The organism is Flavobacterium sp. B114r (assembly GCF_056824125.1).
Map to the genome: position 1 here is coordinate 897,823 of NZ_CP124858.1, position 26,371 is coordinate 924,193.

The 26,371-nt window shown below is 34.8% G+C and carries 21 protein-coding genes; 6 read left to right on the top strand and 15 right to left on the bottom strand.

Annotation, left to right across the window (positions count from 1 at the left end):
- The first annotated feature begins 17 nt into the window (after positions 1-17).
- Entirely contained in the window at positions 18-701 is a 684-nt protein-coding gene (locus QLQ94_RS04040; RefSeq protein WP_271334066.1) for a ComF family protein, read from the top strand.
- 63 nt (positions 702-764) lie between these two features.
- Here the strand turns inward: QLQ94_RS04040 and QLQ94_RS04045 are convergent, their stop codons facing one another.
- Positions 765-3,464 (bottom strand): zinc-dependent metalloprotease, encoded by a 2,700-nt coding sequence (locus tag QLQ94_RS04045; protein WP_482499231.1) that lies wholly within the window; start codon positions 3,462-3,464, stop codon positions 765-767.
- A 195-nt stretch (positions 3,465-3,659) separates the two neighbouring features.
- Here QLQ94_RS04045 and QLQ94_RS04050 point away from each other — a divergent pair, with 195 nt between their 5' ends.
- The 5 genes from QLQ94_RS04050 (at position 3,660) to QLQ94_RS04070 (ending at position 8,067) form a co-directional block, all read left to right on the top strand.
- Positions 3,660-4,589, top strand: coding sequence for a bifunctional riboflavin kinase/FAD synthetase (locus QLQ94_RS04050; RefSeq protein ID WP_271334064.1), 930 nt, complete (start codon positions 3,660-3,662; stop codon positions 4,587-4,589).
- 117 nt (positions 4,590-4,706) lie between these two features.
- Entirely contained in the window at positions 4,707-5,144 is a 438-nt protein-coding gene (locus QLQ94_RS04055) for a hypothetical protein (RefSeq protein WP_230033726.1), read from the top strand.
- A gap of 171 nt (positions 5,145-5,315) precedes the next feature.
- Entirely contained in the window at positions 5,316-6,404 is a 1,089-nt protein-coding gene (gene bioB / locus QLQ94_RS04060) for a biotin synthase BioB (protein WP_271334063.1), read from the top strand.
- 80 nt (positions 6,405-6,484) lie between these two features.
- Positions 6,485-7,351, top strand: coding sequence for a cupin-like domain-containing protein (locus tag QLQ94_RS04065; RefSeq protein ID WP_271334062.1), 867 nt, complete (start codon positions 6,485-6,487; stop codon positions 7,349-7,351).
- Positions 7,352-7,587: 236 nt separating this feature from the next.
- Positions 7,588-8,067 (top strand): regulatory protein RecX, encoded by a 480-nt coding sequence (locus tag QLQ94_RS04070; RefSeq protein ID WP_271334061.1) that lies wholly within the window; start codon positions 7,588-7,590, stop codon positions 8,065-8,067.
- Positions 8,068-8,121: 54 nt separating this feature from the next.
- Here QLQ94_RS04070 and QLQ94_RS04075 read toward each other — a convergent pair whose 3' ends face one another.
- The 14 genes from QLQ94_RS04075 to bamH all read right to left on the bottom strand — a co-directional run bounded on the left by QLQ94_RS04075 (position 8,122) and on the right by bamH (position 26,370).
- Entirely contained in the window at positions 8,122-9,288 is a 1,167-nt protein-coding gene (locus tag QLQ94_RS04075) for a beta-ketoacyl synthase N-terminal-like domain-containing protein (protein ID WP_482499232.1), read from the bottom strand.
- A 142-nt stretch (positions 9,289-9,430) separates the two neighbouring features.
- Positions 9,431-10,702, bottom strand: coding sequence for an adenosylmethionine--8-amino-7-oxononanoate transaminase (bioA, locus tag QLQ94_RS04080; protein WP_271334059.1), 1,272 nt, complete (start codon positions 10,700-10,702; stop codon positions 9,431-9,433).
- A gap of 102 nt (positions 10,703-10,804) precedes the next feature.
- Positions 10,805-11,443 carry a dethiobiotin synthase gene (gene bioD, locus QLQ94_RS04085; protein WP_271334058.1) on the bottom strand — a complete coding sequence of 213 codons (639 nt, stop codon included), beginning with the start codon at positions 11,441-11,443 and terminating at the stop codon, positions 10,805-10,807.
- 168 nt (positions 11,444-11,611) lie between these two features.
- On the bottom strand, positions 11,612-12,226 hold the full coding sequence (locus tag QLQ94_RS04090; protein WP_271334057.1) for a hypothetical protein: 615 nt from the start codon (positions 12,224-12,226) through the stop codon (positions 11,612-11,614).
- Positions 12,216-12,719, bottom strand: coding sequence for an RNA polymerase sigma factor (locus QLQ94_RS04095; protein WP_482499233.1), 504 nt, complete (start codon positions 12,717-12,719; stop codon positions 12,216-12,218). Before QLQ94_RS04095 ends, QLQ94_RS04090 begins: the two co-directional genes overlap by 11 nt.
- A 7-nt stretch (positions 12,720-12,726) precedes the next feature.
- Positions 12,727-13,584 (bottom strand): TraB/GumN family protein, encoded by an 858-nt coding sequence (locus QLQ94_RS04100; protein ID WP_271334055.1) that lies wholly within the window; start codon positions 13,582-13,584, stop codon positions 12,727-12,729.
- Positions 13,585-14,099: 515 nt separating this feature from the next.
- Positions 14,100-15,242: an aminotransferase class I/II-fold pyridoxal phosphate-dependent enzyme gene (locus tag QLQ94_RS04105; protein WP_271334054.1), complete on the bottom strand. Its 1,143-nt coding sequence runs from the start codon at positions 15,240-15,242 to the stop codon at positions 14,100-14,102.
- A 76-nt stretch (positions 15,243-15,318) separates the two neighbouring features.
- Positions 15,319-15,957, bottom strand: coding sequence for an NAD(P)-dependent oxidoreductase (locus QLQ94_RS04110; protein ID WP_482499234.1), 639 nt, complete (start codon positions 15,955-15,957; stop codon positions 15,319-15,321).
- A 193-nt stretch (positions 15,958-16,150) separates the two neighbouring features.
- Positions 16,151-16,432: a FoF1 ATP synthase subunit delta/epsilon gene (locus tag QLQ94_RS04115; RefSeq protein WP_271334052.1), complete on the bottom strand. Its 282-nt coding sequence runs from the start codon at positions 16,430-16,432 to the stop codon at positions 16,151-16,153.
- Positions 16,433-16,502: 70 nt separating this feature from the next.
- A complete protein-coding gene (atpD, locus tag QLQ94_RS04120; protein WP_072957076.1) occupies positions 16,503-18,014 on the bottom strand; it encodes a F0F1 ATP synthase subunit beta in 1,512 nt (503 codons plus the stop codon).
- Positions 18,015-18,246: 232 nt separating this feature from the next.
- Entirely contained in the window at positions 18,247-19,716 is a 1,470-nt protein-coding gene (locus tag QLQ94_RS04125; protein WP_271334051.1) for an SGNH/GDSL hydrolase family protein, read from the bottom strand.
- 80 nt (positions 19,717-19,796) lie between these two features.
- Positions 19,797-22,589, bottom strand: a complete 2,793-nt coding sequence (locus tag QLQ94_RS04130; RefSeq protein ID WP_271334050.1) for a TonB-dependent receptor — start codon at positions 22,587-22,589, stop codon at positions 19,797-19,799.
- 306 nt (positions 22,590-22,895) lie between these two features.
- Positions 22,896-24,746, bottom strand: a complete 1,851-nt coding sequence (glmS, locus tag QLQ94_RS04135) for a glutamine--fructose-6-phosphate transaminase (isomerizing) (protein WP_271334049.1) — start codon at positions 24,744-24,746, stop codon at positions 22,896-22,898.
- A gap of 10 nt (positions 24,747-24,756) precedes the next feature.
- The gene (bamH, locus tag QLQ94_RS04140) at positions 24,757-26,370 is read right to left on the bottom strand and encodes a BamH family beta-barrel-assembly machinery protein (protein WP_271334048.1); all 1,614 of its coding nucleotides are present in this window, start codon (positions 26,368-26,370) and stop codon (positions 24,757-24,759) included.
- Position 26,371 lies beyond the last annotated feature (1 nt).

Consider the following 26,371-nt stretch of genomic DNA (forward strand, 5'->3'; position numbering starts at 1 on the left):
CTAAATTCTTTCTATTTGTGTTTAATTACCTTATTAACCTGTTTTTCCCTAAAGTTTGTGCCGGATGTCATACTATTTTGATCACAAACGAAACCGTTTTATGTACCAGTTGTCGTCACGAAATGCCCCTGACGCAATATCATTTAGATCCTAAAAACGAAGCGGTCAAAAAATTCTATGGAAAGATTGCTATCGAACATGCATCGGCTCTTTTATATTTTAATAAGAAAGGAATTGTCCAGGAACTCATTCACAACCTAAAATACAAGGGTCATGAAGAAATTGGAACCGTTTTAGGAAATTGGTCTGTTGAAGATTTAAAGGAAATAGTTCTGGAAATTCCTTTTGACATCGTAATTCCTGTTCCTTTACATCCCAAAAAATTTCGGGAACGAGGCTATAATCAGGTTACTACTTTTGGAAAAGCACTCGCCAAAGGTTTAAATATTGATTATAATGCAGCTGTTTTATATCGAAAAAAATATTCTAAAACACAATCAAAAAAGAATCTCGCAGGAAGATCTGATAATATCGAAAATATTTTTGATGTTATTTCTACTGAAGAAAATCGAAACAAACATTTTCTAATTGTAGATGATGTTTTGACTACCGGCGCCACTCTTGAAGCATGTTCACGTGCTTTATTAAAAATTCCGGGAGCCAAAATCAGTATTGTCTGTATGGCAATTGCGAACTCGTAACCTTTTATAATAAAAATCCAAAAAATAAATTCCAAATTCCAATTGTTATGGAATTTTGTTTCTTTATTTATTTACGATTATTTTCTTAACCGTTCTTTTATTTCCTTCAAGAACTGTAACAAAATAAACTCCTGATGAGATATTTGATAATTGAATGTTTTGATTAAAATAAGCTGTTTTCTCAAAAAAATCATAATATACTTTTTTACCTAAAATATCATATATAAAAACCTGAATGGTATTTATAGCATCACTTTTGAACTGGATGGTAAAATTACCTTTATTAGGATTTGGATATAGTGTAAAATCAGCATTTTGAACATCAGGTGTTCCCGGGATAAACGTTTTATTACAGATATTTATCGATGCTGAATTTATTTTCCCCAAATTACCCGTAACTGCATCGCGAACTCTTAAAGTCCAGTTTCCTTTAGGGTCCTGACCATTAAAAGCACTTAACAAATCAACCGGAACCACAATCTGACTTATTGTTTTAGAACAATCTAACGCAACTCCATCATCGTCATATTGAAGTGACAAAGTAGACTGTATTCCTCCACAGCTTTTATTATTGTAAAGATTTACAATTGTCCCTTGCGGACTTACCATTTGAATTTCGACATCAGAAAGTTTTTCATGTGTAAAATTCACCAGAACATTCACATCAGAAACCGTTCCTGTCGAAGCAGGTACATTTACCGTTCTGGTTGTAAAATTGGTTGCAAAAGGAATATCAAAAGCATTGCCAAAATTATACGAATCGCAAGTTGTTCTCGATGTATAACCAACCGCAAATGGTTTGCTGTTTATGGCATAATAAATATTAGCTGTAGGCTGGATCAAAATTCTGCAATTTGTCGAATTTTCTATACTTTCAGGAATTTGAATTACTTCTGTTCCATCATTTGGAGTATTTGACGCCAGAACTATTGGAAATGTAATGCCGCCATCTGTAGATAATTTAATATTTACAGTTGAAGAACCAGGCAATATACTGGTATTATTTATACTCCAGGTTATAGTCTGAAACGATCCTATCTGCCAACTCACATCATTAGTATTTTGAGACGTAACCGCAAATGGCCCTGCATTCGCCAGCACATTCACAATCATATCATCTGTACTTGTCTGCGCAGATCCCTGAGCTGCATTATCGCGTCCTGTTAAGGTAAAATGCAACGTTCTTGCAATAGACGAAACAGACTCCCATGTTGTGGTTAATTTATTTTGAAGAACGGTATTAAAATCCGGCATATATCGCACCGGAGAACTTTCCGGAACTACAGACCTGAACAATGGTCCGTCTGGTTTTGTTGAATATGCAATACTATTACTATTTGCCGTTGATGATGATAATGCACTATCATTTTGCTCCCAGGTATACGTAATAGTATCACCTTCAGGATCTGAACCTGTACCGGTTAAAACAAATGCTGTACTAATAGGGATCGAATAATCTAAACCTGCATCAATCATGGGAGGGTTGTTTATTATTGGCGCATCTGTCGGGCAACTTTTTGTAGCAAGATTATTTTGAATTTGCGCAATGCTGGCGTATGCAAAATAATCATCTGAATTATCCTGAACATCATATTTTGTTATTCCTGCATATCCCATTATCGTAGAACCACTTCCAGGTTCGACATTCACACCTGTTCTTTCGGCTCCATCAAAAGAAAAAGTATGATTTGCACCTAACTGATGTCCCATTTCGTGAGCCACAAAATCAATATCAAACGAATCTCCCTGAGGTTTTCCATTAGATGGCGAGGTATAACCACTACCTTTACCAATAACATTTGTAGCTGTTGGGCTATCACAAACACACCCTATACAGGCCGCATTACCTCCGCCTCCCGTAGCTCCAAATAAATGTCCAATATCATAATTTGCTTCACCAATGACAGTTGTTAATGTTTTTTGAACTTCTTTACTCCAATAATCATTACCATCTGACTTATCTTCTGACGTTCCTTTGCTCGCATCAGAATAAGGATCTGTCGCCGCATTTGTGTAAATAACAGCATCTGTATTTGCAATCAAGACTAATTTTACAGCAAGATCTTTATTAAAAATACCATTTACCCTGCTTAGAGAAGCATTCATACCAGCCAATGCGCCAGCTTTTGTACCGCCAAAATAAGCTGTATATTCTCCTGTACAGGAAAGCGCCAATCGCAAGGTTTTAAAAACTTTACTGCTGGCTGATTTAGATGTTAATGATGAATTATTGGTATTCAGGATTGCATTTGTAGTCTTACAATCTAATCTGCTTTTTGATGTTCCATTATTTTTAGTAAACAAAACATACTCAGACTTATCATCTTGATTTTGCTCCATAAATTCAGATGATTTATCAGCACGAAACACCATTGTCTGCACTCCTATCGGGGCAACACTAAAATGTATCTTAGCAGTCTTATCGTCTACGCCACTTCCTTCATAAGCTCTTATCTCAGGATATTTTGCCTGTAATTCCGGTTCGAAATTTGACGATTCCCAAACTGTAAATCTCTCTAAAACACCATTTGAATTTGGAATTGTAATTTGTATCGTATTTCTTTTTGACGTTTTATTTGTTACCCCTGAAAGTTTTGATTTCAAAAAATCGGTATTAAGCTTATAATAGCTTCGTTGCGAATCAGATAAATTTACTCTTTTACCCGAGGTACCGGCGGTTACTTTTTGCCACAAATCATCACTTTGAGCGTAAATATTTGCGCAACAAAAAATAAAAAACAAGAAAAGTAGCTTTTTTTTCATACTCAGGTGGGAATTGAAAAATCAAAATTAAGCGAATTAAATTAAATTCTTACAGATATATTACAATTAATGCTTTTTAGCAGACGAGTTAGTTCATTTTTGAAAAAAGAAATAGATTGTCATCAAAAATCAATTGAGCTTAGCATAAAATTTAAAATAGATAGTATAAATTTGCAACATCTTAAATTATTTGTTTTGAAGCTCTTTCATTCTATAAACGATTTTCAGTCAACCAAGAAAACGATTTTAACTCTTGGTACCTTTGACGGCGTACATATTGGTCACAAAAAAATTCTGGAACGAATTACTCAAAATACTGAAAACGGAAAATACGAGAGTTTAGTTCTTACATTTTTTCCTCATCCGAGAATGGTTTTACAGGAAAAATCAGAGATAAAACTTTTGAATACAATCTCTGAAAAAACAAAACTTCTTGAAGCGACAGGAATTGAAAATCTTGTTATTCATCCGTTTAACGAAAGTTTCTCAAGATTGACTGCCGAAGAATTTGTACGTTCTATTTTAGTCGAGCAATTTCATATTCAAAAAATAATTATAGGTCACGATCACCGTTTTGGAAGAAACAGAACGGCGAATATTGATGATTTAATCGCTTTTGGAGCAGAATATGGATTTGAAGTTGAGCAAATTTCGGCGCAGGAAATTCAGGATGTATCTGTAAGCTCGACCAAGATCAGAAAAGCTTTAAACGAAGGAAATATGACTTTGGCCAATGATTATTTAGGCTACGCCTATTTTTTATCTGGCGAGGTTGTAAAAGGAAAACAATTAGGAAGAACAATTGGTTTTCCAACAGCAAATATCAAAATTGAAGAAGAATACAAGCTAATTCCAAAAATTGGTGTTTATGTAGTTAAAGCTTTAATTGCCGATCAGGAATTTTTTGGGATGATGAATATCGGTTTTAATCCTACTGTAAATGGGCAAAACCAAACTATCGAAGTAAATCTATTTGATTTTGATGCTACTATTTATGGTCAAAAAATCGAAGTTTCTTTACTACATTATCTTCGTGATGAGCAAAAATTTGGTTCATTAGACTTGCTTAAAGCTCAATTAAATCAGGACGAAAAAGATGCTTTGGCTTTTATTAGTAAGCTCTAAAAAGCAACTAAAATACTTTTTACCTTTTTTAAATCATCGTAGTTATTTTTTTAGTAAATTTGATATAGAACTCTGTTTATCAAATATTTACTATTAACTTATTTAAAAATAACCACTATGAAATTACCTAAAGAAATTACCAATGGTTTCTTGATTTTCCTTGGTATAGGAATTTATTTTCTATTGATGAACGTATTAGGTTTAGCTCATTTATTCTATTTACGGACGCTGAATGTATTTTTTATATTTTATGGCGTAAATAAAACGATGAAGATGAATCTTCAGGAAGGAGAAACCAATTTTGTATCGAATGCGGTTTCTGCTATGGCAACTTCTGTAGTTGGTGTAGCGATGAGTGTTTTTGGATTATTAGTATATAGTTATGCAAGAGGCGGAGATGCTTATGTAAAAACCTTATCAGAAGCTTTTATGTTTGGAGGAAATCCGTCCGTACCAACCTACTGTATTTGTTTGTTATTTGAAGGAGTCGCATCGTCAGTAATTGTCACTTTAATGATGATGCTATACTGGAACAATAAGTATGTCGCCGATTAACATTTCAAAATAAAACTATCATTTAAGCATTCTAAAATCATAAATTTTTACAATTATATGATTTTAGAATGCTTCTTTTTTGAAATTTCATGCAAAATATTCATTTAAAGCGATGAGCATCATTGATTAGAACAATTTAATTACTTTTGAAGCTCCAAAAACAATGAACTAATGAACACTACCAAACACAACTGGACAAAAGACGAGATAATCGCCATATACAATAAACCTATGATGGACTTGCTGTATGAAGCAGCAACAATACACAGGCAAAAACACGATCCGAACGTCGTACAGGTATCTACTTTATTATCTATCAAAACCGGAGGCTGTCCTGAAGATTGCGGTTATTGCCCGCAAGCTGCCCGCTATAACACAGGTGTTGAAGGAAATGATTTAATGAGCGTAAGTCAGGTAAAAGCCCAGGCTTTGCGTGCCAAATCCAGCGGATCATCTCGTGTCTGCATGGGAGCCGCCTGGAGAAACGTAAAAGATGGTGAAGAATTTGACCAGGTTTTAGAAATGGTACGTACCATCAATAAACTAGACATGGAGGTTTGTTGTACTTTGGGCATGATTACTGAAAACCAGGCGCAACGTTTGGCTGAAGCCGGTTTATATGCTTACAACCATAATTTAGATACTTCTGAAGAATATTATAAGGATGTGATTTCTACCCGTGGTTTCGAAGACCGTTTGCAAACGATCGAAAACGTCCGTAAAACGAATGTTACGGTTTGCAGCGGAGGAATTATCGGGATGGGAGAAAGCATCGAAGACAGAGCCGGAATGCTCGTGGCGCTTTCAACTTTGAACCCACAACCTGAATCTGTGCCTATCAATGCTTTGGTTGCTGTTGAAGGAACACCGATGGAAGAAGAAAAACCGGTTGAAATTTGGGAAATGATCCGTATGGTTGCAACAACCAGAATCATAATGCCGGATACTCAGGTACGTCTTTCTGCAGGAAGAACAAATATGAGCCGCGAAGGACAGGCAATGTGCTTTTTTGCCGGTGCAAATTCTATTTTTGCAGGTGATAAATTATTGACAACGCCAAATCCTGACGTACAGGAAGACATGAAAATGTTTGACTTACTGGGATTAATTCCGCAAAAACCATTTGTTAAGGTTTCTCAACCACAAACAGTAGAAGCAACTGATTCGCAGTTTACTACATTGGGCGAAAAACCTAAATGGTCAAGACCGGGGCATACGATTGAAAGAAACCTTGAAGCTTCGATCAAATCAAAAAATTAATTAAATGAGTTAATAAATCTCGCGAAATATTTTTAAATTGCTTATGACACAGAGTTATAAGCAATTTTTTTATTTAAGAGATGAAGTTAAAGCAAATCGAAAGGGTAAAAAAGATCTCAAAAGCTGATTTTATTTCCCAATATGTAAAATATCAAATTCCAGTTGTTATTGAAGAGCTAACTGAAGATTGGCCTGCTTATCAAAAATGGAAATTGTCCTATATCAAAGAAATCGCCGGCGAGACTATTGTCCCTTTATACGACAATAGGCCTGTAAATCATGAAGATGGCTTTAACGAAGCGCATACTAAAATGAAGATGAGCGATTATGTCGATCTATTAGAGTCAAAGCCTACTAATTATCGCATATTTCTTTACAATCTAATGAAAGAAGTCCCAATACTAAAAGAAGATTTTTTATGGCCAGATATTGGCTTAAAATTAGTCAAACAAATGCCAATGTTATTTTTTGGCGGAGAAAACTCAAAAGTTTTTATGCATTATGATATCGATTACTCGAATATCCTGCATTTTCATTTTCATGGCGAAAAACAATGTATGCTTTTTGCTCCGGATCAGTCTAAATACATGTACAAAGTACCTCATGCATTAATTTCAAGAGAGGACATTGATTTTGATAATCCCGATTACGAAAAATTCCCTGCCCTTAAAAATACAGAAGGCTATATTACTAATTTAAAACACGGCGAAGTTTTGTACATGCCTGAAGGTTATTGGCATTATATGAAATATCTGACTCCCGGTTTTTCTATGAGTTTACGTGCTTTTCCTAAAAGTATTACCAATTTATCAAAAGCAGTTTATAATATTTTCGTTATGCGCCATTTTGATATTTTGATGAGAAAATTTAAAGGTCAAAAATGGATTGATTATAAAAACGAGAAGGCGATTGAAAACACAAATGAGAACTTAAGAAAGAGTGCCTAAAATAAACCTGAATAAAAAAACAGCTGAAGTTTTATAGAACTTCAGCTGTTTTTTTATTTTACCTTCGTACTATTTATATTTAAATTTGCTTTTTGCATTAAACAAAACAAGGAAGTTCCGATTATAGCAATTAAGACCGTTAAAAATTTATTATAACAGTTACAATTCTAACTCAAAGCCGTGTTCAATACGCTAAATTAAAATGATTCTTTTTTTAGCAATAACCATTAAAAAACATGAATTCAATTTTCACAATAAAAGACGCAATTCTAAAATTAGAGCACTTTTGTGCCTATCAGGAACGCTGTCATAGTGAGGTAATTTCGAAATTATACAGTTTAAAAATGTTTCCTGATGAAATTGATGTTGTGGTTGTTCAGCTAATTGAAAACAATTTCTTAAATGAAACCCGTTTTGCGTGCAGTTTTGCCAGAGGCAAACATAGAATTAAGCATTGGGGCAGAATCAGGATTACGAATGAGCTTAAAATGAAACAGGTTTCATCGACTAATATTACGCTCGCCTTAAAAGAAATCACTGCCGAAGAATATGAAACCACGTTCGAACAACTTTCTGAAAGATGCTGGAATAATCTCAACGAAAAAAACACTCTGAAAAAACGAAAAAAATTCTGTGATTACATGTTGCGACGAGGATACGAAAGTTTTTTAGTTTATGACAAAGTAACCCAATTAGAAAAGAATTTAGAAAACTAAGTAACAAAGCATTATTTTTCTATAGAATCAGAATATTTACATACTTAAAATGAATTACGCTTTTTCTATTAAAATACTCACCGCATTACCACCAAAACCAACAGCATTGATTAAAACTCTTTTTATCGATTTTGTCTGGATTTGTTTTGTCCCAAACGGAACTCCAATAAAAGTATCATGTTGAAACATTAAAAGTGCCAATTCCAGACTTAGTACGCCGGAAGCTCCAAATGTGTGACCAATCTTCCATTTATTAGTCGTTAACAGCGGCAATTGAGATCCGAAAACTTTTTCTATAGCTCGTAATTCCGTTATGTCACCTTTTATCGTTCCCGGAGCATGCATTACAATCGCATCAATGGTTTCTAAAGCAACATCTTTCAAAGCCATTTTCATTGATTTCTGAAAACAGGTTGCTTCGGCAGAAATAGAGATATTATGCTCTAAGATTTCCGTTGCATAACCTACACCAGTTACATATGCAATTGCATTTTGTTTCTCTCCGGCTTCCAAACAGCAAACTGCGGCTCCTTCGCCTAAAATCATAGTGTTCTGACTCTTGTCAAAATCAAAAGCTAAATTGGGCCAGGGATTTTCATCCTGACCGATTCGGGAATATATTTTAAGAGCGCGCATTTGAGCAATTGTGAAATCAGTTAAAGGAGCTTCACTTCCTCCAACCAAAAACTTATCTGCCATTCCTGATCTTAGCCATGCAACACCATTTAACAATGCATGAAGCGCTGTGGAACAGGTTATAGAATGCGAAATTTCAGGCCCCACACTTTGCAGATCATGTGCAATCCAGGACGATATATTTCCTAAAGTTGTTGTTGGCGAGGCCAAAGTCTGTGCCTTGCCCGTATCAAGATATTCTTTGTAATGTTTTTCGAATAAATCTGTCGCACCACGCGAAGATCCAATATTGATTCCAAAAACAGCATCAGAATTCCATCCTGCCAGTTCAACCGCTTTTCGGGAAGCTGCAATGGCAAATAAAACCGAATCATCTAAAAACTTATATTTAATATCTGATTCTCTTATTTCTGCAATTATTTGCTTTGATGCAGGATCAAGAGTAGCAACTGAAGTTTCTTGCTGATCTAAAAACTGTTTAGAAAAACAATGTTGATTCTCGAGATACTTCTCCCAAACTCCTGCAGAAGTATTTCCTAAAGGAGAAATGGATGAAAAAGATGTTATAGCTATTTTGGTATTCAATGGTGGTATTTTTTTATCGCAAAGTTCGCGAAGTTTTATTGAAAGATGGCACGCGGATCATACCGATTAAACAGATCGACACAGATTATTATATTTAAAACAGCGAAAAATCCGTTTAACCCGTTTAAATCTGTGGGCAAATTTATACCATTTCTATAGCTTCTTCAATAATAGAATACACTTTTTGAAGCTGGTCGTCTGTCATAATATACGGAGGAAGAATGTAAACAATATTCCCAACCGGACGTAAAATAGCCCCTTTTTCTATAAAGAAATTATAAAGTTTGTTTCGCATAGAACCGTAATAACTTTCTGCTGAATCGGATTTAATTTCGACCGCAAAAATAACGCCCAATGTCCTGGCTGTTATTACTTTTGAATGCTTTTCAATTTTCTTCTGAAATACTAAATGGCTTTTATTTATCCTTTGAATATTGGCTTGCATTTCATCGGTCTGCAATAAATCCATACTTGCCAGAGCTGCTGCACAACCTGTTGGATTCGCCGTAAAAGTATGTCCATGAAACAGTGCTTTATTAATATCATCATCATAAAAAGCATCAAAAACTTCTTGTGTAAAAGTCGTAATCGCCATTGGGATTGTTCCTCCGGTTAATGCTTTAGAAAGACAAATCATATCCGGCTCTTCAGAAACGTAATCCATTGCAAAGGTCTTTCCTGTTTTTCCAAAACCCGTCATTACTTCATCTGCAATCGTCAAAACTTTACTGGTTTTACAAATCTGAATTAATTTTGCTAATGCTTCAGGTTCATACATTACCATTCCGGCAGCTCCCTGTACTAACGGCTCAAAAATAAAACCGGCACAATTATGTTTTTCAATCACGTTTTTCAACGCGTCAAAACTTTCCTGTTCTTTTCCTTTTACCGGAACCGGAATTCTCACAACATCAATAAACATTCCCTGAAAGGCTTGTGTGTAAAAAGATATTCCACTTGCTGCCATTGCTGCAAAAGTATCTCCGTGAAAAGCATTTTCGAAAGCAATAATAGTAGTACGTTTTTCATTTTTATTAAAAAAATACTGCAATGCTACTTTTATCGCAACTTCAACGGCTGTTGACCCATTATCAGAAAAGAAGATTTTTTGTTGATTTTTTGGCAAGATCTCCATTAACCTTTCCGCTACTTTTATTGCTGGTTCGTGTGTAAAACCTCCAAATAAAACATGCTCCAAAGTCGTTAATTGCTTGTAAATCGCATCTGCAATAAATTTATTACTGTGCCCAAACGGGTTTACCCACCATGAAGCAATTGCATCAATATATTCCTTGCCGTTTTCATCCCAAAGCAAAACTCCTTCTCCTCTGGAAATTGCAATTGGAGTTTGTGCTGTTTTGTGTTGTGTATAAGGATGCCAAAGGTATTGGCTGTCTTTTTCTGTTAGAGTCATCTTATTTAGAATATAGAAAATAGAGTAAAAAACAAAGATTTAATATCTCTTAATAGAGGCAAAGATAGGAAAGTCTATTTTCTTTATTTTATATTCTTTTCTTTATAAACTAAGAAGGTTTTCCCGGAACAAATCAGCGTATTCACGAATTACATTTTGGTCAAAGTAAGGCTCTTCCTCAATTCTACCGATGCATTTTATTCCGGTTTTATTCAGGATTAGACTTTCGGTAGATTTGTTTTCGCTTCCGCTAAAGATAATTCCAGCAACTTCAAAACCACGATTTCTGATTGCTTCTATCGTTAATAAAGTATGATTGATGCTTCCTAAATAATGTCTTGAAACTACAATTATTTTATAATCAGGTTGTATTAAATCAATAATTGTGTCGCTTTCATTTAGTGGAACAAAAATCCCTCCGGCTCCTTCGATAACCAGATGGTTATCTGTAACTGGTTCTTTGATTTCTTCCAGATTAATTGTAATTCCGTCTATCTCAGCTGCCAAGTGCGGACTTGCAGGTGTGTTTAATTTGTAGGCATTTGGATAGAATTGAGATTTTGTACTTCGACTTCGCTCAGTATGACAACTCAATAGGCTTTTAACTTTATGACTATCCGAATTATCCAGATCTCCAGCCTGAACAGGCTTCCAATAATCCGCTTCTAAAGCTTCAACAACGATTGCAGCACTAATTGTTTTACCAACATCTGTAGAAATTCCTGTTATAAATATTTTCATAAGTTTTTTGTTTCGCAGAGATACAGAAAGAAAAAAAACAAAGATTCACTAAAATGACTTTTGCTTTGTGTCACTTTGTATTTTTCTTTGTGTATCTCTGTGCAATAGCTTTCGCAAAAATACCACTAAAAACAAAACCCATCATTACGATAGGTTTATTGTTTTCGGCTACTCTTCTTTTAGTTCGTCGATAACTTTTCTTATTTCCCTGGCATATTTTCCATAAAAATAATGCACCCACCATTCTAAAAAGACCCCCATAACTAAGATAGAGAAAATAATCATTAAGAGAACACTAATCAGCTCAGAATCGCTGACATCAACTATCTGTATAGCAGGAGTTTTAGAAAACTTTGTATAGAAAAATCCAATTAAAAACAAAATTGAAAAAGGCGTTACAGCGAATCCAAAAGTCTTATATAACTCCATATTCAATCTCACATCAAAATACGTTTCGTACAAACTATCTTTTGTTTTTAATGTAATATTATTAAGTCGTTTATAAAACAAATACAGCTTTGCAAAATAATAAATACAAACGGCAATAAATATGCTAAAGAACAAATAGTAAATCTTTGCTATTTTTGGTTCGAAAGCGTAAATAAAAGGTATAAAAGCGAAAAAAATTATAAAGACCATTTGCCATAGAAATTCATGCCTGAGATTTCTTCTAATTTTATCCAACGGCATATTTGCTGATTGTATTTTTGCTAAATTATCCGGAAGCACAACATTCTCTGTCTTTTCATTATTCCATGCGTTTTGTATATCGTTAAAATCCATATCCTTGATTTTTTATTATTTCTTTTAATTTTTCTTTTGCCCTATTTAATTTCACGCGTGCATTTCCTTCTGAGATTCCCAGATTGTCTCCAATTTCTTTATGAGAGAAACCTTCTAACTGATAGAAAATAATCGCTTTATCAATTTTCTCCAGTTTCTGGACTGCTTTATAAAAATGATCGATTTGACTTTCTTTAATATGCGAATCGCCTTCATCATCTTTGATGTTTTCTGAAGCAATCTCATATTTATCTACTTTTCGTTTTTCTTTTTTTAAGAAAATAATAGCTGTATTTACTGCAACCCGATACATCCAGGTCGAAAACTGACTTTCGTTTCTAAAAGAATCATATGATTTCCAAAGCTGACAAACAATCTCCTGAAACAGATCTTGCTGATCATTATGATTGTCCATGTACATTTTAGAAACTTTATAGAGTATTCCTTGATGACTTTGAATCCGATCTAAAAATTCTTGTTCTTTCTCTTTCAAAACGATTTTATTTCGTTACCGGTTTTACCTTGTATCCTGCTTTTTTCAATAAATTAATCACGCCGTCTTTACCTGGCAAATGCCCTACTCCAACTGCCACAAACAAACTTTCCTCTTTCATCATCTCAGGCATTCTGTGTGCCCAATCTTTATTTCTGTCGTCAATTATCAATTTTCTAACTTTGTCACTCATTGCCTTTTCATTCTCCCCATGAAGATTCATCAGGTTTTCGGCTTTATAATCTTCAACCATTTTTTTGGTCTCGGTCTTACTAAAATCACCAACAGTTTCTATCAATTCTGAATCTGTGTAAGCATTTGACAATATGCTGCTTTGTCCTTTTACAGTTTCGAAACCTCCAATCGTTTTATTTTCTTTTTTAGCCAAATCTATAAAATCTGATTCATATGATTTTAATGTTTCACAATCAAATGTCTTTATAGAAATAAAACCCATAATTGCCGCTAAAGTAAAACCATCTAATTGTTTTACTTTCAAACCTGTATTTTTTTGTAAAATCGAATCTAATTTTGACAATTGTTCTTGTGTCAGCTTCTTACTTAACGGCTCTGACGAAATACTGCTTTTTTGGGCTTCTGCTATTTCATTAGGATCAGATAAATTAATCTCCAGAATTAGTTTATCTGATTTTTGAAATGCTTTTTTCGTTTTTTCTGCCATAAAATAATCATTCGGGCAAATACCATGAATGGTTCCGTAAACATATGATGGCTTTGAAAGTCCGTTTCCTGACACCTCCCATAAAAGAGAGTTTTCTAATTTTGGCGTTTTTGTTTGCGCCTGAACTGATACACTAAAAACTAAAGTGATTATAACGATTGCTGATGTAAATAAATTTTTCATTTTGATTGATTGTATTTGATTGATTGATTGAAACTCCTTTTTAATATTTATTGTCCTTATTTCTATTCCACCAAGTAACGACTACTAAAACTATTGAGATCGTTAAAATGATGCTTAGGATTTTTATTAAAAAGTAGCTTACTAAGCCTACAAGGAATCCTATTGAAGCAAAAAGGATAACATTAAAAACACTTTGTTTTGAAGAATTTGATTTTGATTTCATAATGGTTTTGTTATTTTGATTACGACTCGTAAGTAATCAAATATTCAAAACGTTACAAAAGAAACTAAAACTTTTTTAAGAAGTGAGGAAAGACAAGGAATTGCAGAGATTTTTTACGGAGTAACATTCTATAATTGGCCCGCTGATTAAACGAATCAAACAGATTGTCACAGATTTTTTTTACTTTTAGAACTCAATAAAAAGGATAATCTCACAAGTCGCAGTGTCATCCTAAGCGGAGTCGAAGGCTTGCTTATTGGAATGGGCTTCGACTCCGCTCAGCCTGACAATACTAAATCTTAAAAAATAAAGTCTCTAACAATTTCAGAATTTGATTAATTTCTTCTTCAGAATTAAAACTATGAATGCAAAAGCGCAAACGTTCCTGTCCTTCAGGAACTGTTGGCGAAAGAATTGGTTTTACATCAAAACCTTTATCCTGCAATTGTTGCGCTAATCGTTTTACGTTTTCATTTCCGGGTACTATTGCGGATTGTATTGCTGATTTGCTTCGAACAAACATTGGCTTTAAACCCAACAGATTCTTCTGCTGATTGAATAACACAATATTGTGACGTAATTTTTCGATGTTTTGTTTTTCAATTTCTAATTGCTGGTATGCTACCAGAATTGTAGCAACAGAATGTGGAGATAATCCTGTTGTATAAATAAAACTTCTGGCAAAGTTTACCAGATATTCTTTAAGATCTTTGCTTCCAAGAATCACTGAGCCATGACAACCTAAACCTTTTCCGAAGGTCATGATTCTGGCAAAAATTCTGTGATGCAAATTAAGATACTGAATAAATCCTTCTCCTTTTTCGCCAAAGACACCTAAAGTATGTGCTTCGTCTATGACTAAATAACAATTGTATTTTTCAGATAAGCCTACTAATTCTTCTAAGTTTGGACTATCACCATCCATAGAGAAAACAGATTCAGTCACAATGTAAATATTTGTATCGGGAAATTTTTGAATAAGTCGTTCTAAATCCTCAAAATCATTGTGATTGAATTTGTACGATTTAGCATTCGACATAATAATTCCGTCCCGAATAGAAGCATGACTTAGTTCATCATACAAAATAACATCATTTCGTTGCGGTACAGCACTAAAAAAGCCAACATTGGCATCGTAACCCGAATTAAAGATTAAAGCCGATTGAGCGTCATGAAAGTCTGCAATAAATGCTTCTGCGATTTGATACAACGAATGATTTCCGGAAATTAAGCGCGAACCTGTTGCACCATTTTCAAAAATTTCGTTTTCCAGCAAATAAGCATGAGTTGACTTAAATATCGATTCTGATTTTGCGAATCCAATATAGTCATTTGAAGAAAAATCGACTAGATTATTGAACACAGGCAGTTTTCTAAGCGAATTATTCTGCTTTCGATTTTCGAGCTTCTGAATTAGATTTTCCGGTAATTTCATAAAAGCAAAGTTATGAAATTGAAATTATATTAAATAAACAGCGGGCTTGACATGCCCGCTGTTTGTAACTTACTATTTAAATTGCACTTATAAAAGGCGATTGTCTGTTGAATTTGGATGCTGTCATTTCCTGAGTCATGAATTTTGCAATATCAATTGCACTAATCTTATCGCCCAGACAATCTTCTGTACTTATTGAAATCTCAGCACTTATATCATTAAATTCTATAAACGGAACCCGAACCTGGGTCCATTGTACATTACTTTCAACTAAAAATTCATAGGCCTTTTGCCTGTCTTCCTGAATTATTGGAAAATTGGTTTTCATCCATTCCGTGGCCATTTCTGTTTTAGCACTTTTTTTATCAAATGGAGTTTCTATATTCAATCCCGCCAATAACAAATAGCGATCTATTCCGTAATTATTCATTACTTTCAGAATATTCCTGATTGCTGCACTGGCAACAAGAGGCTCGTCTTTGCGTTGCCCAATTGTACTCACAACTGCCTGACAATCTTTTAGGAATAATTGTATGGATTCTAAATCAAGGGCATCCCCTTTAATTATTTCGATGTCTGGATTCTGAATGGTAAAATTTTCAGGATTTCGCAACAAAAGTTTTACGCTAAATCCTTTTTTCAATAACTGGTTTACAAGATAATTTCCAGTTCTTCCGCCACCGCCTAAAACAGCAACTTTATTTATATTTTTCATATATTCTTTATAAAATTTGACATAGTTATTTGGCTGCATCAAATTGATGAAGCTTAATTACAAAAGCTTACTGAGCTTTTATAAAACAATCAATATTTTATAAAGAGATTCTAATACTTCAAAAGTATATGATTTATGGCAATAAAAAAAGCCAAACATTTCTGTTTGGCTTTTTATTTATTCTAAAATTGCCTTAGTCAACTAAAACAATAATTTTATTGTCTTTCATTTCGATAGTACCTGACTCGATCTCTAATGTATAAGTCTGGTCATTTACTTTCGTGAATTTACTCGCTACATCTTTAGAAAAATTGAAACTTGACGCTGCAATTTTAATAGTTCCTTTCTCTAGAATAGAAACAATAGGAGCGTGATGGTTCAATATTTGAAAGCTTCCGTCAACTCCAGGTAATGTAACTGCTGTTACTTCTCCTGAAAATATTTTAGCTTCTGGTGATACTATTTCTAAAATCATCTTTTTTTAGTTTACAGCCTCAGTTAAAAGTCTCAGTACTGAATACTGCGACTGAATACTGAAAACTAGATTATGCTTCAGCTAACATTTTTTCTCCAGCTTCGATAGCATCCTGAATAGAACCTTTCAAGTTGAAAGCTGCTTCAGGAAGATGATCTAACTCACCGTCGATAATCATGTTGAATCCTTTGATAGTATCTTTAATATCAACCAAAACTCCAGGAATACCTGTAAATTGCTCCGCTACGTGGAATGGTTGAGATAAGAAACGTTGAACACGACGTGCTCTTGATACTGATAATTTATCTTCTTCAGATAATTCTTCCATACCTAAGATCGCAATAATATCTTGCAATTGTTTGTATTTTTGAAGAATTTCTTTTACTCTTTGTGCACAGTCATAATGCTCATTTCCTAAGATTTGAGGAGTCAAAATTCTTGAAGTAGAATCTAACGGGTCAACCGCTGGATAAATACCTAATTCAGCAATTTTACGAGACAATACAGTTGTAGCATCTAAGTGAGCAAACGTTGTTGCCGGCGCCGGGTCAGTTAAATCATCCGCAGGAACGTAAACCGCTTGTACAGATGTAATAGATCCTTTGTTTGTAGATGTAATACGCTCTTGCATCGCTCCCATCTCTGTTGCCAAAGTTGGTTGGTATCCTACTGCAGAAGGCATACGTCCTAAAAGTGCTGATACCTCAGAACCTGCTTGTGTAAAACGGAAGATGTTATCAACGAAAAACAATACATCTTTACCTTGATCAGTTCCTGCTCCATCACGGAAATACTCAGCGATAGATAATCCTGAAAGTGCTACACGCGCACGAGCTCCAGGAGGCTCATTCATTTGTCCGAAAACGAAAGTAGCTTTAGACTCTCTCATTCCTGGCATATCTACTTTTGATAAATCCCATCCTCCATTTTCCATAGAGTGCATGAAATCATCACCATATTTTATAATTCCTGACTCTAACATCTCACGAAGTAAGTCATTTCCTTCACGTGTTCTTTCTCCTACTCCTGCGAATACTGAAAGTCCACCGTGACCTTTTGCGATATTGTTGATCAACTCCTGAATCAATACTGTTTTACCAACTCCAGCACCACCAAACAATCCAATTTTCCCCCCTTTTGAGTAAGGCTCGATCAAATCGATTACTTTGATACCTGTAAATAAAACTTCTGATGAAGTAGACAGATCTTCAAATCTAGGAGCTTGTCTGTGAATAGACAAACCGTTTTCTCCTGTTTTTGGCAAGTTTCCTAAACCATCAATTGCATCTCCAATTACATTAAATAATCTTCCATATACATCTGGACCGATTGGCATTTGGATTGGATTTCCTGTTCCAACTACTTCATATCCTCTAGACAAACCGTCTGTAGAGTCCATAGAAATGGTACGAACTGTGTTTTCTCCAATGTGAGATTGTACTTCTAGAACTAATAATGTTCCGTCTTTTTTAGTGATTTCTAGTGAATCATAAATTTTTGGAAGTTCAACATCCTTACCGTTGAAAACTACGTCAACTACTGGTCCAATGATTTGAGCAACTTTTCCTATTACTTTTGACATTACTTATGTATTTATTAAATAGCTATTTAGGTTTATCGAAAATACCTCTTTTTTCAGAGCGCAAAGATAATTTTTTAAAATATAAAATCAATATTTTTTTTATAAAAAATACTACGATTTTGTTTGATTCCTAAAACTCAGGCTTCAAATACAGAAAATAGCATTTTTTAAGAAAAGAAAAAAAGCCACTACATTTTAGAAATGAGTGACTTTCGTACTAAAAAAATTGGCATTATTGAATTGTTGCGGGATATTGAATTGGATATATACCCAAATCGACATGACGTAACGTTGAACCATATTTTGCATTTATTGCATCTATAAAAATATTAGCGATCAAACCATACCCTCTTGCACTAGGATGTACACCATCTAAAGAAAAAGCTCCTCCGGTAACATAAGTCGACGACATGGTAAAATTCCCAAAACGAACTCCTCCGCTGGACAACTGCGTCATTACAGCGCCTGTATCTACAAAAGCCAAACCTTTTTCATCTGCAATTCTTTTTATTGTTACATTATAAGCATCTGTGGCTTTTTTTACTTCTGCAATTTCGTCTTTTGTCAACACCCAATTATCAGCCAATGGCACCGAAAGTCCGTTTACTTTTGCTGCATCTCCCCCAACTGTAGTACCAATAAATGTTCTGGCGGACAAAATTATCAAATCTTCTTTAGTTGCCTGTCTGTACGAAGGAAGTCCGTAAGCCATAAGATTCGTTAAATAACTATCCACAACCACCACCGCATTATTTCCCGCTATAAAATTGACTGTTCTTCTTGTTGCTTCTTCCTGGGTTAATAATTTATTGGCAACCATTTGTTTTAAACCTCCATTATAAACTGCATAACCTGCATTTAGTTGAGTTGCAAGAGCAGCTGTAAGCGGAGCCGGATTAAAAGGAACTGTAGTAAAATAAGGCAAAGTTGTGATGTAAGGCAAGTTAGCCACTACTCCTTTTGCTCCTTTTGCCGTCAAACTCGTAACCAAACCGGAGTAAACACTTGCAAAAACAGCTGGATCAGTAATATCATTACTTCCATAAGTAGCAGGATTCATATTTCCGGTCTGATCTTTTCCAATTCCTCCCGAAGTTGCATAAGCCAAAACATCATTTCCTCCTATAAACAAAGAGAAGAAAGTTGGATCCTGAACTACTGCATCTGCCAAAATCGTAGTTGAAGGCGAACTGGCAAAACGAGCAAAATATGGATTAGCAGCGCCACTTGCCACTCCTGCAACATTTCCATATCCAGATGCTATTAAATGAAAACTTTTGGCACCCGGAACTCCTAAGTTACCAAAAGTTCCCGTAAGATGTGTTGTAACTTCTGTCGTGGGTTTTCCGGCAACATTCACAGGAGCCTGTCCGTTAAAATACAAACGAGTAGCCGCCACAACATTCCCGCCTAATAATAACCCTCCCAGATTATCATTCATAAATGGTGTTGTAAAAGCACCTCCACCTGCCGCGACAAATTGCTGCGCCATTATGTTTGTATAAGACCCTTCCTGACCCTTTTTAAAAAGAGCATTATCGCTGTAACCTGCAGCAAAAGAATCTCCAAGCGCTATGTATTTAGTAAACACTGCAGACCCCGGAACAACCGGAACTTCTGCCGGATTATCGCTGCTATCATCATTATTACACGCCACAAAGGTTAATGAAACCAACAATAGCAATTTTATATTTTTTCTCATGTTATTTAAGTTTAAAATTATTACTTCTTTCTCATTTTTCATCTAAGAAAGAAACCCGCTTCATCTTACTACTGTTATAATTACGGATTAATTGTCCAGGAAACAAACCATTGCTGACCAATAGATCCGGCTCCAATTACCTGAATATAGTCTGAACCAAAAAGATTCGTTGCACCCACTTTAATAACTGATTTTAATTTTGTAAAAGCATAATTAATCTGAGCATCCAGAACTGTATTTTCCGGAACGATTCCGTCTCCAAAAGAAGATTGCCATAAATACTCAGTATTCCATCTTACATTCACATTAAACCCAAGGTTTTTAATCACTTTAGCATTACCAAGTGAAGCTTTAATTCTGTGCTTTGGAGTATTAAAACCTGCTATGAAGCTTGGATCATCTGCCTGGTTAAAATCAAACTGAGCATAGTTATAATTCACACCCAATTCAAAATCCTTATATACCTTTTTAGACAAACCAACTCCAAAACCTAATGAAGAAACCTGAGCCGTAGTATTGGTATAAACCTGATACACCCTTCTGTCACCAAATGCCAAAGCCTGATAACTTTGTTGCACTGCAGGATTTGAAGAATCTGTCCCTACCGTTCCATAATACGGAGATATTACTCTTGCAGTATTCATAAAATCATTATAAATATTATAATAAACATTTAAATCTACTGACAAATCATTCTGAACTACCGAACGATATCCAACCTCAAAAGCATGAACTTGTTCCGGTTTCACCAACCCGATGTTGGCTACCTGAAGATCTCCCGGATTTGCAGAAGCAGCAAACGCCTGAACCGAGGCTACTGTATAAGCATTGTGATAGGCATTTTGACCAGACATTCCTATTGTTGCCGGCTGACCCGCTATTGCTTGTCCTGCAGCACTCACATTTACAGTTTCCTGAAAACGATCTAAGTTATCAGCAGCAGATCCTATTAAAGCAAATGGCCCTAAATCTAAACCTATATACTGATCTTGCGTTGTTGGGTTACGAAAACCCGTTTGATAGGACAATCTGAAATTATGTCTTTTAGATTCTCCCGCAGAATACACAAACGAAACTCTTGGCGAAACATTTCCATCAAAATTCTGGCTTTTATCATAACGTAAAGATCCTGTGAACTTCAATCTGTCGTCCATGAATTTTTTAGTCAACTGACCATAAGCACCATATTCTCTATAACTAATTGGACCATCATAATCAGTAAAAATAGTTCCTTCAGAATCCATAATATATTGCCTCCATGAACCACCTACCTGAATTTCTGCCCATTTTATCATATCCCTGAAATTATAATTCACATCTGAATGGTACAATTTTGAATGATCAATGAATTTAGCCCCTTGTGTCAAATCTGGATTTGAAGTAACTGTGGCAAGTGCATTATTAAACTGTACTGAACCCGGCTCAAATCTGGCTGAACCTTTTGGCGCAGGAATAAAAGAAATTGGCGCAGGTAGTATATTATAATCCGCAAAATTTCTTGCAATTGTTGCAGATTCATTTGCATTAGTTCCCATTACAGCACCTGATAATTGATAAGCTGTAGCATAATTGGTAAACCATTCCTGATCAGATTTTGCAGCCCTGTTTACATTCCAACCTGCAAATCTCATATCATATGAATTTCCGGCATCCTCATCAGTAGCATATACTCTGGCAAAAAAGTTCTTTCCTTTTACCTCAATTTTTCCTTGCTGCATCATGAAATCCTTCAAAGAATACCTATTAGCTCCCTGATAAATAGTACTACCTAAACCTATTTTATATTGCAGGATAACTTCTGTCTCATCTTTAAAAGGTTTAATATGAGCAGAAAAATCTGCTTTCACATTTTTAACTTTGTTATCTGTCAAATCCTGCTCACGATATCCCGTTCTGCTCACCTGACCAACATTTGGAATAAAAGTAGTTATCTCATCTCCATAAATATTCAAACCATCATAATTTTGATTATTCGCATGACCAACAGAACCTCCGGTCATACTTCTAGTATCGGCAGCAATCCATTCCGTTGCTTCCATATAAGTAAAGTTCGCTTTTAAGGCAAAACTTTTTGTAAAAGCTTTTGCAGCTCTTATTCCAAAATCATTATAATCATTAGTTCCAGCCGCTTTTTGAGTGGTTTGTCCGTATTTATAATAAACACTAATCCCTTCATCAACAAAAGGGCTTTTACTATTCATAAACAAGATACCATTAAAAGCATTTGCTCCATATAATGCAGATGATGCTCCCGGCAAAAGCTCTACACTAGCCACATCTAAATCTGAAATTCCAATTAAGTTCCCTAACACAAAGTTCAATGCCGGCGAAGAATTATCCATCCCGTCAACCAATTGCATAAAACGCGTATTGGCCACAGAAGCAAAACCACGAGTATTAATCGACTTGAACGAAATACTGCTGGTATTAAAATTCACCTCTTTTAAATTCTCTAAACCATCATAAAAAGTGGGTGCCGTGGTATTTTTAATTTCCTGAATTCCCATTCTTTCTATAGTAACAGGCGATTCAATTACTCTCTCCGGAGTTCTTGAAGCCGAAACAACGATTTCATTCAACTTGGTTTCTTCATCCTTTAATACCGCACTTACTTTTTGGCTGGCCGATGTGATATTAAAAGTCTTAGCTTCAAATCCCACTGCCGATACCTTAATTGTAAACGGTAATTTTACTGAAGTTGTCAATTTAAATGTACCATCGAAGTCGGTTGAAGTACCGCTTCGATCTCCTACAACACTAATGTTAGCACCAGGAATAGATTGTTTGTTACCATCAGTAACAGAACCAGTAATTGTATTCTGAGCGAAGGTTATTCCGCTGAAAAACAACATAATTAGTAGACATACTCTCATTTAGGTTTGTTTTTGGTTAGTTAATGTAGCCAAAATACAAATATTTTTGATATTAATAAAAAAATGTTAAAAAAAATAAATATTCTATATAAAATTCATTACAATTTTAACTATTTGATAATTAGTTTTCTTAAATTAAAATCAAAGAACAAAGTCCCAGAAACAAAAATACTATGCATACATATATTTTTTTGCAAAAAAAATGAGGATTTAATAAAAATACAACAGGAAGAAAAAAAATTTGACAATAAAAAAAAGCGAGACCTAAATCTCGCTTTTTTAACATTTATATACTTTAATAAAATATTATTCTACAGTAACTGATTTTGCCAAGTTACGCGGTTGATCAACATTACAACCTCTCATTACAGCTATATAATAAGAAAGCAACTGTAAAGGTATTGTTGTAATTAACGGTGATAATGCATCTGAAGTTTCAGGAATCTCAATAACATAATCAGCCAACTCACGAACCTGAGTATCCCCTTTAGTTACTACAGCGATAATTTTACCGCTTCTTGATTTTATTTCCTGAATATTACTTACGATTTTATCATAATGACCTTGTTTAGGTGCAATTACGATAACAGGCATGTGCTCATCAATCAAAGCGATTGGTCCGTGTTTCATTTCTGCAGCAGGATAACCTTCAGCATGAATATAAGAGATCTCTTTAAGTTTTAAAGCTCCTTCAAGTGCTACAGGAAAATTATAACCACGACCTAAATACAAACAGTTTGGCGCATCTTTAAAAGCTGCAGCAATTTCTTTTGCTCTGTCGTTAGTTTCTAATGCCTCAGCTACTTTTTCCGGAATCAATTCTAATTCCTGCAAGTAAGCATGAAAATCAGGATTTGACAATGTACCTTTTGCTTTACCTAATCGCAATGCGATCATGGTCAAAACAGTAATTTGCGTTGTAAATGCTTTAGTCGAAGCTACTCCAATTTCCGGTCCTGCGTGTGTATAAGCACCTGCATGACTTTCTCTTGAAATAGAAGAACCTACTACGTTACAAACTCCAAAAACAAAAGCTCCATTTTCTTTAGCCAATTTAATAGCCGCCATTGTATCTGCAGTTTCTCCTGATTGAGAAATTGCAATAACAACATCGTCTTTGTTTATAATTGGATTTCTGTATCTAAATTCAGAAGCATATTCTACTTCAACCGGAATACGGGTAAATTCTTCAAAAATATACTCTGCTACTAAACCTGCATGCCATGATGTACCACAAGCAACGATCAAAATACGCTTTGCGTTTAAGAATTTTTCTAAATTATCCTCAACACCTGCCATTTGAACGATTCCTTCATTTGCGTGAAGTCTTCCTCTGTAAGTATCTTTTATAACATTTGGCTGCTCATAGATTTCTTTAAGCATGAAATGATCATAACCTCCTTTTTCGATTTGCTCCAAATTCATTTGAAGCTCCTGAATATAAGGATTCACTAAAGAGTCATCTTGAATTTTTCTAACTTTAAGAGGTTTGTGCAATCTAATATTTGCCATTTCACCATCTTCAAGATAAATTGCATTCGAAGTATATTCGATAAAAGGCGAAGCATCAGAAGCAATAAAATATTCTCCTTCTCCAACACCAATTGCTAATGGACTACCTAATCTTGCAGCCACGATTTCGTTTGGATTTTTTTTATCAAAAACAGCAATTGCATATGCACCCACTACTTGATTTAAAGCAATCTGAACCGCTTTACCTAATTTTATTCCTTCTTTCTTTTGAACTTCTTCAATAAGATTTACTAAAACCTCAGTATCTGTATCTGACTTAAAAGTATATCCTCTTTTGATTAATTCTTCTTTAAGCGGTGCATAATTCTCAATGATTCCATTATGAATAATTACCAACTCACCTGAATTAGAAAGATGCGGGTGTGAGTTTACATCATTTGGCACCCCGTGAGTCGCCCAACGTGTATGCCCAATTCCAATCTTTCCGCTTGTATTAAAAACATCTTTAGCCTTAGCTTCAAGATCCAAAACTTTACCTTTTGTTTTACAAACCTTTACACCAGTTTCATCATCATATAACATGACTCCGGCACTATCATAACCTCTGTATTCGAGTCGTTTTAGCCCCTTGATAACAATAGGATAAGCCTCTCGATGGCCGATATATCCAACAATTCCACACATATATTATTTATTAATTTGGTTTCGTGTAGTAGACCTCAAGTTGTAGTTTTTTCCCGGCAGGAACATTAGAACTTGATGTTCCACCGTATAATATTGTTCCTAACGGACTCATAACCGAGGCTCTTGGCACATTTGAGAAAATGTCATTTTTAAGTTTCAACTGGCCAAAAGTTATTGTATTAATATCCCCCGTAACCACTAAACCTAATTTCACATTTTTTACAGTTGCATTTTTAATGATATTACGAATATGATTCGTTAACCTGATTTTGTACGTTGTCCCTCTTTTTGAAGTAGGATCAATATTTATAATACCACTGTAAATAATTTTACCAGGCGGATTAGCCGTGGCAGTAGTACCATCTAAACTATAATCTAATAATGCCAGACTATTATCTAAGTCATACAAATAAATACGTTTTGGCTCATAAGCCCCTGCCATTTTCTCAGCATCGATAGAAAACACCAAATTAGCTTCATTTACTAACCAGTTCTTCGTTCTGATTTCATCTAACTTAGCACCAAAACCATTAAGATCTACTACAGCAAGTGATCCCTGACCTCCTTTTAGGTAAAGCCTGTCATCTCCCGTCGTTTTGTTAGGATTTGTTACTGCATTATAATAGGTTGGATTCTTAACATCCTGATACAAACTAGCCTGAGCCCCTGATAAATTAATAACCAATGACTTTTCTTCCATTGTATCATCAGGATCAGTTGTTATAGCTGTTTTTGCCTTATACTTAATTGTGATTTTAGCATTCCCGGATTTTGCAAAATCTAATAACGCTAAATTCGAAGGATTTCCATCTGATTTTTCCACTTTAAAATACAATCCTCTGAAATATTCCTGAAAAATAGCTGCAGAAGAAAGTTTAGAAGCTGGCGCTTTTAGAATTTTTTCTAAAAAGAATGCTTTATTCAGATTCAAACGCATTTCCGGAGTTACATAAGTATATGTATATGTTTTTACAGCTGCATTAGCATCTACTACTGTTGAATCTTTTCTTTGTGCTGCACTAAAAAAGAATGCATCATTTTGTGCCGGATCCGGATCATCATTCAACCTTGCACCAATTTTACTTGTATCAAAGTTTATAGGATCTGTACCTGAATCCTGATTTGTATAATACAATTGAGCAAATTGTGAACCACCATCAAAATAAGAAGAACGCATCTGAACTCCAGATTCGTAAACACTTAGTTTAATTTTTCCTTTAGGATCTCCATAAATAGAATCTAACGCATAAACATTTCCTCCCTTAGGATCCGCTTCAGTTACATGAGACAAATAAGAAACACTTAAAACTACACTTTCTATTACCGGAGCTTCACCAATAGTTGGAGCATCTGTCACCATAGTAAGCTGACTTACAAAATTTGATGTATTTGTACCGAAAACAGAATTATCATAAATCCCTAATCCGTTAAGCGTTAATCCGTTTGACTGAACAGGAGTTACTTCCTGATTATAAGCTAAAACATCATATTTTTCAGATTCAAGGCCAAAATGATCGTCGCCGATCAAACTGCCACCAATTGAATTAAAATCTTTATCGCAAGAATAGAAAAGGACAACTGTTGCTATTAATAGAATTTTCTTAATAAAAGAAGTATTGTACATG